This is a genomic window from Methylomonas sp. MgM2, assembly GCF_054172045.1.
Window position 1 is genome coordinate 61,546 of record NZ_JBSYXO010000023.1, and the last position, 9,368, is coordinate 70,913.

The following is a 9,368-nucleotide window of genomic DNA, read 5'->3' on the forward strand; positions in this document are numbered from 1 at the left end:
ATAGCGGTTGGCTTCACGCTTTTCACCTATTCATTTGGGCGCTCCAGGCGAAGAGATCAGCAAAAAGGATCTCCATGCCATTGCTCAGCGTTTCAAGCACTTTAACCAGGCTCGTTTGTTGCGGGTGCGGGAGTTTTTGCAACCCAAACAGCATGATTTTTTAAATTTGTTGCCATTGCTTTTCCATCAGAATCATCCCTTGTTGCCAGGTTTCGTGTCATTGGAAACGCCTGCCGGCATTCCGGATTATGTGCCGAATAAACAGGCTGTCGATACCGCCAAGCAGTTCTCAAAAGGGTTCATCCATAAACGCAAGGCGTTAAGCGATTATCCGATCTATGCTATTTTCTTGATGGGAAGCGCCGGAAGCATGGCCTTTTCCAAAGATAGCGATATTGACATTTGGTTGTGTCATCGTCCCGGGTTATCGAAATTAGAACTTGAGGAATTAGGTCAGAAAACCCTGTTAGTTGAGAAATGGGCGGCGTCATTTAGATTGGAAGTGCATTTTTTTCTGGTCGATAGCGAACAATTTAGAAAAGGTGAAAACACCCCAATTTCCATTGAGAGTAGTGGAGAAACCCAGCATTATCTGTTATTGGAGGAATTCTATCGTACCTCGATCTATATTGCGGGACGAATCCCCGTTTGGTGGTTGGTACCGCACGAACAGGAAAAAAATTATTCTCGCTATGTCTCGCATTTGCTCGAAAACCGCTTTATTTCAGAAGCCGATGTGCTCGATTTTGGCGGATTACAAGATATGCCTATGGCTGAGTTTGTCAGTGCTACGCTTTGGCATATCTACAAATCTTTGAATTCCCCTCATAAAGCATTGTTAAAGCTATTTTTAATGGAAAGTTACGCGGCTGAATTCCCTGAGCCTAAATGGCTATGCTCGACGATGAAACAGGCAATTTACCGGGGTGACTTCAGTGTCGATATGCTTGATCCTTATTTGTTGATTTATGACAAAGTCGATGATTATTTGCGTCAGGAAGGTTCAAAACAAAGGCTCAATTTAGCGCGAGAGTGTTTTCAGATCAAAATTACGGGCGTCGCCTTTCCGTTACGCGATGGTAAAGCGCGCCGCTTATGCGATGATTTTTTAGCAACCATTGCTCATCGCTGCCAGTGGCCGGACGATTTATTGGATAACCTAAACACGACCAAATTCTGGAATATCAAAAAAGCGACTGACGAACATGTGGTCATTCGTACCCAGTTGCAACAATGTCTGCGAACAATATTAAAAATTACTGATAATCCATTGGATCATGCCGATTTAAACGATGACCTAAAATTGTTGAGTCGTAAATTAAGTGCCTTCCTCGATTTTCGACCGGGCAAGGTCGAGGTGCTGACTACTCGAAGTATGGTGTACGCAAAACCGGAGATATGGTCAATCGTTGAAGTGGTTGGCGATCGGAATTCGGTGAGTTGGTGTTTGTTTGATGGGCGGTCGTCCGCATCTATCAATGCCGAATCGGCAATGAAACAATGCGATAACCTGCTCGAACTATTGTGCTGGGCCGTAGTGAATGGTTTGTACAGAAGAGATATCAATCTGCAACTGTCGACGAGTTCATTAAGAATATCGGCTAATGAGTTAAAACGATTGCTTGAGGACCTGCATGGATTTTTATCGAAACATTTGCCGACTAAGGAAACCGCATTAGAGGTTTACTCCAAGCCTAATCGCTTATTGTCTTCCATGCTATTAGTGAATTGGGGCGAGGAACTGGCTGTCGACGCCAATCCCGAACAATTCATGATAAGCGAACGGTCGGATCCACTCAGTTACGGCGAGGGCCGGCATTGTTTTGTACAAAGTTTGCAAAAGTTGTCGGTGTCGAGTTGGGGTGAGGTCGCCGTCCGGCGTTATTCAGGGTTTGACGGACTTTGCGATTGCTTATGTGAGATTTTTAACCAAAGCGCGGCGCCATTGTCAATTAATTGTATGCAAGTATTCTGTTACACGCGCGGCAGAGGGCGTAGTATTGCGCTAAGGATCGAAGCTATTTTCAGGCATTTTCTGGATAGTTTTGCCTATCATCCCCATAGGGAGTTGAATCGTTATTTTATGGCCGCGAAGGAGGGAAGTTGTTGTTTTCGCCTTCAAAATAGGGCGTTGGGATATTTTTTAATCGACAACAACAACCAGCTGTTACAAGAATTATCTAGCCCGCAAAATCAGTTTTCACCAGTGATTTTTGACGACTATGTGTTAGAGCAAACTTTCATCCCTTTTCTATATCGGCATAACCAAGCCGATACACTGCAAATTTTTTATCACGTGACTAGCAAACATGTGGCGGTCTTTATAATTGACGAAAAAGGATCGCTATTTGTTCGCCAACATAGCGGCGCCAATCCGCGGCATTTGTTGGTTCACTACAATGTGTTTATTACGACCTTGCAGCTACAAACAAAATTGCCGGAAGCGTTAGCAATCAAATGTTATGAAATTCAGAAAAACTCCGCGGGGGTAGCGTCTTGTCATACTGTTCAGATAAAACAGGCCAGCACCGTTCTGGATTTAAGAGTACGTATTGTAGCGGACCGGGAAGGGGGGCAAGCCGTTTACTGCAATGAGCGCAAATTTGCAATTACCGATATCGCATCCTACCAAGCAATTAAGACGCACATTCTAAGCTTTAGAAAAAATCGTGAAGATTATCCTTTTCATATTACTGAAATCGATGTGCCGTGTGAACTGTTGGGACTTAAACATTTCGAACAAGGACAAAGCCTACATTACCTTAACTATAAGCAAAAAATCGAAGAAAAATTAAATCTTTAAATGGTCTCAGGGGAAGATGGTTTCATCAGGCCGTTTCATTTAAAAAGCGGGTTTAATGTTTCCTTGGGAAACGTTTGCGGTAGTGATTGATTTACGTGCGCGAAGATCGGTTAGTAATACGCGATAAATCGATTTTGCCGTCTGACCGATTATGCCTATACTTTGGCCATTCGTTAATATGGAGCGTGTTGATGAAATTCGACAAACGTAATCACAAACGCTTTAATCCCGAAGGGATTGCAGCGCATATCATCATCGACCCTCCTCCGCCCGCCGAGGAAATTGTTATCGACGGACATGTGGTGGATATGAGTTACAGCGGCATCCGGATTAAACTAAACACGCCTTTGTTGCCTCATATCGAAGTGGCCGAACTCAGAATTTTAATAATATTGCCTGAGTCGGGCGTTCCTCTTTCGATACACGGGACAATCAAGCATATTCATGATCGGCATCACTGCGGATTACAATATGCGGATAAACACACCGAGGATGAGCTCGATAGCCTGATGTTCGAATGCGTCAAATATGCGCCACATCCCGCGGAAGACTCACACTAATATGGAATTTTTCATTAAGTCCGGATTAGTCAAGCTTTCTGAGGTTTGGCGAAATTTAAATGGTGAAGCAGCCTATCAGCGTTATCTTGATCATTGGCAAGCCTACCATGCGGAACCGGGTTCCAAGCCCATGAGTCGCAAGGCATTTTTCGCGGCGGAAACCAAGCGTAAGTGGAATGGTATCAAACGCTGTTGTTAAGCGATTGCTGGGTCAAAAATTTCAGAGATTTTTATAGAGCCCGTCCAATACCAGCGCGTTTGGGCTAATCATGCCGATTACCAAGCCGTTTTCGACGACTGGCGCTCTTACCAGGTTGTAATTGGCAAATAGTTTGGAGCAAAGCCGAATATCCATTTCCGGACTCACCTGGATTACCGGACAAGACATGATTTCATATACATTGACTCGGTCCGGTGCCTTGTCTTTGGCTAATACATGGCGAGCGATATCGCCGGATGTTAGCAGGCCGTATTCGTCAAAGTCATGACGTTTATTGATGACCAATACCGAAGTCTTTCTGCTCTTCATCAGCAGCAGAGCGTCTTTGACGGTAGCCGAGCCTTCGATACTTGCAAAGTCCGTTCTCATGATGTCTTTGACATGAATGATTTTATTAGCGTCGATCATATTTCATCTTCCAATTCTTGAGTAAGTTCTTCAACTTGATGCATGACGCCGATGGCATCTTCAACATCGATCTTAAAGGCGATACCGGTACCTGGTTTGGTATCGAACTCGGCTACTTTAGCGATTTTTTCCAAGATATAGCGGCTCAAATGTTCCTCCACTAGAAACATCAGCACATCGCGCTGCACTTCTAGGGTTAAGCCGAAAAATGTCTTGGCTTGCTTGATCCCTTCGCCGCGAGCTTGGGTAATGACTGTAGCGCCTTTGGCGCCACTTTTGCGCGCGGTATCCAATACCAAATCGGTTTTACTGTCATCCACAAAGGCAATGATCAATTTGAAGCGCATAGTAATCCTCACATTTGAGTTGAATTGCGTTTTCTAGTTCGCCATTCAGCCAGCTGGGCATAACCAAGTACGGTCATTATCGGAAACAGGCTGGCGAAGGCAACCAAGCCGAATCCGTCGAGCAAGGGGTTGCGACCGGGTACCGTCGAGGCCAGGCCCAATCCTAGAGCGGTGACTAGCGGCACTGTAACGGTCGACGTAGTCACGCCGCCGGAGTCGTAAGCGAGACCGACGATTAACTTGGGGGCAAAAAGGGTTTGTAAGACAACGATAATATAGCCTACCACAATGTAGTAATACAGCTCGGTGCCGGTAACGATTCGGTAGGTACCTAAGCTGATGCCGAACGCTACGCCGAACGATACGGCAATGCGCAGCCCCCAGGCACTGATCGCTTTACCGGATATTTCTTCGGCTTTGAGCGCCACGGCGAGTAGGGACGGCTCCGCCAGCGTTGTGGCGAAGCCGATACACGCGCCAAATAAATATACCCAGCCATAATGGCGCCAATCGGCGGCGTGGTTGATATCCCCGATTTTTAGAAATTCGGGCGCCGTCAATTGCGCCGCCATCAATTCACCGAGCGGGAACAGCGCCATTTTCAATCCTTCCAGAAAAAAAGCGATACCAATCAGCACATTAATAAAACCCAACAAGGTCTTGCTGGGATGCGCCAGCGGTTTTCTAATGACGAGTAATTGAAAACCTATAATGATAGCCGCGATCGGCAGCACATCGCGGCCGGTTTCCAGCACGGTGGCCGTGAATTGATGCAGCCATGCCGTCATGCCAGCATGCCGAAGGCCATGACGAAAATCATGGGGGTCAGGGAGGCAAACGCGATCAGGCCGAAGCCATCGACCACAGGATTGCGGCCTTTGATCGAGTTAGCCAGGCCTATGCCCAAGGCGGTAACCAGCGGGACGGTGATAGTGGACGTAGTGACGCCGCCGGAATCGTAAGCAATCCCGATTATTTCAGCCGGTGCAAACGGCGTCATCAAAATAATCGCAACATACCCAATGATGATCAGATATTGCAAGGGCCAGCCCTTGATGATGCGCAACACGCCAACAACGATGGCAAAGCCGACCGAAACCGCGACCGTCAGGCGCAAGGCCAGCGCGTAATGCTGTATCGCTTCTCCGTTTTCGGCAATTAATCGGGCACGGCTGGCGATTTCGGCGGCGTTTTGCGTAATCGCAATCAGGGCCGGTTCGGCAATGGTTGTTCCGAAGCCCAAGCAAAATGCGAACAGTAGCAACCAAAATAAACTACCTTTGCGGGCGAATGCATTCGCCATGGATTCGCCGATCGGAAACAAACTTTGCTCCAAGCCCAATATGAAAAAGGTTAGGCCAATGACAACGAACAAAGAGCCAATGATCAAATCGACTATATTAGGGATGGGTTGACGAATCACAGCCAGTTGAAAAAACAGCACAACCACCAATATCGGCGCCAAATCGAAACAGCTGCTTAAGATCAATCTGAAAAAACGATTGCTACCGAACACCTTGTCTTTGTCCGTTTAATTGCCGGCGTATTTTGCCGGCATGATCACTAATCGATATAACGCTTGCTTATGTCGGAATAGGCATCGATGCGTCGGTCTCGCAAGAATGGCCAGATACGCCTAACGTCTTCGCTGCGTTTGGGGTCCAACGTAGCCAACACTATGGAATCTTGTTGATCGTCGGCGCGGCTCAAAAACTCACCCTGCGGGCCGACAATGAAGCTATGGCCCCAAAATTGGATGCCTGCGGCATTGTCCGGCGCTTCTTCGAAGCCGATACGGTTACAGGCAATCAACGGCAAGCCGTTAGCGACCGCATGGCCGCGTTGTACGGTGATCCACGCTTCCAGTTGCCGGGCTTTTTCGTCTTGTGCGTCATCCGGGTTCCAGCCGATCGCTGTCGGGTAGATTAACACGTCGGCGCCGGCCAGCGCCATCAATCTCGCGGCTTCCGGATACCATTGATCCCAGCAGATCAAAACGCCGAGCTTGCCTACCGATGTCGCTATCGGTTTGAATCCCAAGTCGCCGGGGGTGAAGTAAAACTTCTCGTAGAAACCGGGGTCGTCCGGAATATGCATCTTACGAAAGGTGCCGGCGATACTGCCGTCTTTTTCGAATACCACCGCGGTATTGTGATAAAGCCCAGGCGCGCGCTTCTCGAAAATCGTGGAAACGATGACGACTTCGTTGGTTTTGGCGACTTGACTCAGTGTTTCGCAGGTTGGGCCAGGAATGGGCTGAGCCATATCGAAGCAGTCGGTATCCTCGCTTTGACAAAAATAATGGTCCAGATGCAGCTCGGGCAAGACCACCAGCTCGGCGTTTTGCTTGGCGGCTTGCTCGACTTGGGCGATGGAGTAGGCCAGATTGGTTTTCCGTCCGCGATTACAGGGTTGCTGGACGGCGCAGGCAATGATGGGTTTGTTCATGGTCGCAATCACTGTCAGAAATTCAAATTTACAAATGCCGGTATTTGCATGCTGGCACAATGCAGGCTGCCGTATTGATGTATCAACGGCCGGCAAGGCGTGGCGATGATTTGTCTATCCGGGAAGCAAGCCGCCAAGCGTTCCAACACCACTTTATCCATGGGGTCGTCGTAAACCGGCACCATCACCGCGTCGTTGATGATCAAAAAATTGGCGTAGTTGGCCGGCAGTCTCCGTCCGTCTTCGTCGAAAATCGGTTTCGGCAGCGGCAAGGCAACCAGTTGATAAGGCTTGTCGGCTTCGGTTCTAAAAGCCTGCAATTGTTCTTCCATGTGCTTCAGACTTTGATAATGCGGGTCTGCGCTATCATCGCAAGCCGTGTAGGCGATGGTATTGGCGTCGCAGAAACGGGCCAGGGTGTCGATATGGGCATCGGTATCGTCGCCGGCCAAATGCTCTTGCTCGACCCACAAAATACGTTTTGCGCCCAGATAATTTTGCAATTGGCCGGCGATGGCTTGTTCCGACAAATCCGGATTGCGGTTTGGATTGAACAGACAGTTTTTGGTGGTCATGATCGTGCCTTGGCCGTCCGATTCGACGCTGCCGCCTTCCAATACCAAGTCAAGGGTCGCGGTGGGCTGGCCTTTGAAAAGCGGATGGGCGAACAGTACCAGATTCAGTTTGTTATCGGCATCGTGCGGGTATTTATTCCCCCAGCCGTTGAAGCGGAAATTCAATAATTGCAGCTTGGCCTTGGGATGTTGCCATTCCATGCTGATAAATAGCGTATCGCGTACCCAAATGTCGTTGTAATCGGCTTGGACATAATGAATGCGTTCATTATGGTTTAGTTGGGTCTGAATATGCTCCTGATGTTCGCCGTCTTTACAAATGATGATCAGTGCTTGAAAGCGGCTGATAGTGGTCGCGATGAAATGATAGCTATCTTCGACTGCGGACAGGTCGGCGAAATCGCCTGTGTGGTGCGGCCATGCGATGGCGACGGCGGATTGCGGTTCCCATTCGGCTGGAAAACGGATCATGAATGACTCCCTGGAAAAATCGAAAATATACGGGCGACTATTGTATCAATGCTGTTTATAGAATTGACGATGGGCCGGCAAATATATCTATTTGACTATGGCTGCGATCAGCCTTTATAGTCACGGCCATGACGACCTATCCTGATTTTTTCAACAAACTTCTATGGCAACGGGGGCTTCTCGTTGCCGTGGTGTATTCGTTTTTCTAACCAACCGAAGCAACCGCGGCCCTGGCCGCGGTTGCTTGATGCCACGCCTAGGGGCCGCAATAAACATGGAGACCCTATGGCATCAATTTCACGATATTTAAAACACAATCAAAATGGCGCGTTAGGTTACGGTATGGCAACGCTTGCTGCCATCGGTTTTTCGGCCAAGGCTATTTTGGTCAAGTTGGCCTATTACGATAACGTCGACGCGGTGACATTGTTGGCCTTACGCATGCTGTTTTCAACGCCGTTTTTTTTGTTCGTTGCTTTGCGCCATTGGAGTAGACATGATCTGTTGCCGTTAACAAGCAGAGATTATAGGATCTTACTGATATTGGGTTTACTGGGTTATTACCTGTCCAGCTTATTCGATTTCATCGGCCTGCAATATGTTTCCGCCGGCTTGGAGCGCCTGATTTTATTTCTGTATCCGACCTTTGTTGTACTGCTTTCGGCATTGTTACTCGGCAAGTCATTTGGACGGAAAGAAGTAGTGGCGTTGACGTTAAGTTACGCGGGTATCGGCGTAGTATTCAAAAATGAGCTGAGTATGCAATCCGAACAATTGTTACTCGGAGCAGGCTTCGTGTTCGCCAGTACCTTGACTTATTCCCTGTATCTGATAGGCACCGGAGAAGCGGTCGCGCGTATCGGCGCTTCCCGTTTTACTGCTACTGCAATGTTGGTGGCTTGTATTGCTACGGTGTTGCAGTTTTTGTTGACTCATCCTATCGACGCGCTTTGCCTACCGGTTCGGGTTTATAAGCTTGGCTTGGCCATGGCGATAGTCTCGACGGTGCTTCCGGTCTTTATGCTGTCGGCAAGCATTCGTCTGATCGGCTCCATGCATGTTTCTCTGGTGGGAATGATAGGACCGGTGTCGACGATATTCATGGCGGCCTATTTTCTCGGCGAGGAACCGACCGTATCGCAAATGATTGGTGCCGGGCTTGTGATGCTTGGGGTTTTCAGCCTCTCCGTTAAACGCAAGCCGACTGAAAACGCCTAAAATTACATTGAGTTAGACTCGGACAGGTGTTTTCGTCCGGAATTTCGCCGGTGAACGCACCGGCGTTCCCTTTAGCAACTCAACCGGCCTCGATGCTGGTATACTACGTCAGACTCTCAGGATTGATTTTGGGATGACCTAGAGCTTAATTCCGTAAGTTGGCGATAGTATTTCGTAGTTGCGTCCCGCGAACCTCGCGTTTCCGCCATCGAAAAGGTGTAGCCGTTGGATTGTATGCGGTAATGAAGTCTTCAATGGCTTGGCGCAAGGCTGCGATGTTTTGGAAACTGGCACCGCGTAAAGCTTTGCGCGATAGAA

At 48.3% G+C, this 9,368-nt stretch carries 10 protein-coding genes and 1 pseudogene; 4 read left to right on the forward strand and 7 right to left on the reverse strand.

The genetic code is table 11. The features are described from left to right. Positions 1-7 precede the first annotated feature (7 nt). From ACW73I_RS16375 to ACW73I_RS16385, 3 genes are all read left to right on the forward strand, one after another. On the forward strand, positions 8-2,803 hold the full coding sequence (locus ACW73I_RS16375) for a class I adenylate cyclase (protein ID WP_458030497.1): 2,796 nt from the start codon (positions 8-10) through the stop codon (positions 2,801-2,803). A 191-nt stretch (positions 2,804-2,994) separates the two neighbouring features. Further along, positions 2,995-3,363 (forward strand): PilZ domain-containing protein, encoded by a 369-nt coding sequence (locus ACW73I_RS16380; RefSeq protein ID WP_458030498.1) that lies wholly within the window; start codon positions 2,995-2,997, stop codon positions 3,361-3,363. A gap of 1 nt (position 3,364) precedes the next feature. Next, the gene (locus tag ACW73I_RS16385; protein ID WP_458030499.1) at positions 3,365-3,562 is read left to right on the forward strand and encodes a CstA-like transporter-associated (seleno)protein; all 198 of its coding nucleotides are present in this window, start codon (positions 3,365-3,367) and stop codon (positions 3,560-3,562) included. Between the two features lie 21 nt (positions 3,563-3,583). Here ACW73I_RS16385 and ACW73I_RS16390 read toward each other — a convergent pair whose 3' ends face one another. From ACW73I_RS16390 to ACW73I_RS16415, 6 genes are read right to left on the reverse strand one after another with little or no spacing between them, the layout of a single operon-like run. After that, entirely contained in the window at positions 3,584-3,991 is a 408-nt protein-coding gene (locus tag ACW73I_RS16390) for a CBS domain-containing protein (RefSeq protein ID WP_458030500.1), read from the reverse strand. Continuing rightward, positions 3,988-4,338, reverse strand: coding sequence for a P-II family nitrogen regulator (locus tag ACW73I_RS16395; protein WP_458030501.1), 351 nt, complete (start codon positions 4,336-4,338; stop codon positions 3,988-3,990). Before ACW73I_RS16395 ends, ACW73I_RS16390 begins: the two co-directional genes overlap by 4 nt. Positions 4,339-4,346: 8 nt before the next feature. After that, a complete protein-coding gene (locus ACW73I_RS16400) occupies positions 4,347-5,126 on the reverse strand; it encodes a DUF1538 domain-containing protein (protein WP_458030502.1) in 780 nt (259 codons plus the stop codon). After that, positions 5,123-5,854, reverse strand: a complete 732-nt coding sequence (locus ACW73I_RS16405) for a DUF1538 family protein (RefSeq protein ID WP_458030503.1) — start codon at positions 5,852-5,854, stop codon at positions 5,123-5,125. The genes ACW73I_RS16400 and ACW73I_RS16405 overlap by 4 nt, the downstream gene beginning before the upstream one ends. Positions 5,855-5,901: 47 nt before the next feature. Then, complete coding sequence (locus ACW73I_RS16410) at positions 5,902-6,786, reverse strand: carbon-nitrogen hydrolase (RefSeq protein ID WP_458030504.1); 885 nt, start codon at positions 6,784-6,786, stop codon at positions 5,902-5,904. Positions 6,787-6,800: 14 nt separating this feature from the next. Beyond that, the gene (locus tag ACW73I_RS16415; protein WP_458030505.1) at positions 6,801-7,832 is read right to left on the reverse strand and encodes an agmatine deiminase family protein; all 1,032 of its coding nucleotides are present in this window, start codon (positions 7,830-7,832) and stop codon (positions 6,801-6,803) included. A gap of 285 nt (positions 7,833-8,117) precedes the next feature. On the opposite strand from ACW73I_RS16415, the gene ACW73I_RS16420 reads away from it, so the two are divergent. Next, a complete protein-coding gene (locus ACW73I_RS16420; protein WP_458030506.1) occupies positions 8,118-9,050 on the forward strand; it encodes a DMT family transporter in 933 nt (310 codons plus the stop codon). Positions 9,051-9,195: 145 nt separating this feature from the next. On the opposite strand, the pseudogene ACW73I_RS16425 reads toward ACW73I_RS16420, so the two are convergent. Continuing rightward, a pseudogene (locus tag ACW73I_RS16425) lies at positions 9,196-9,368 on the reverse strand (IS630 family transposase); the annotation flags it as partial.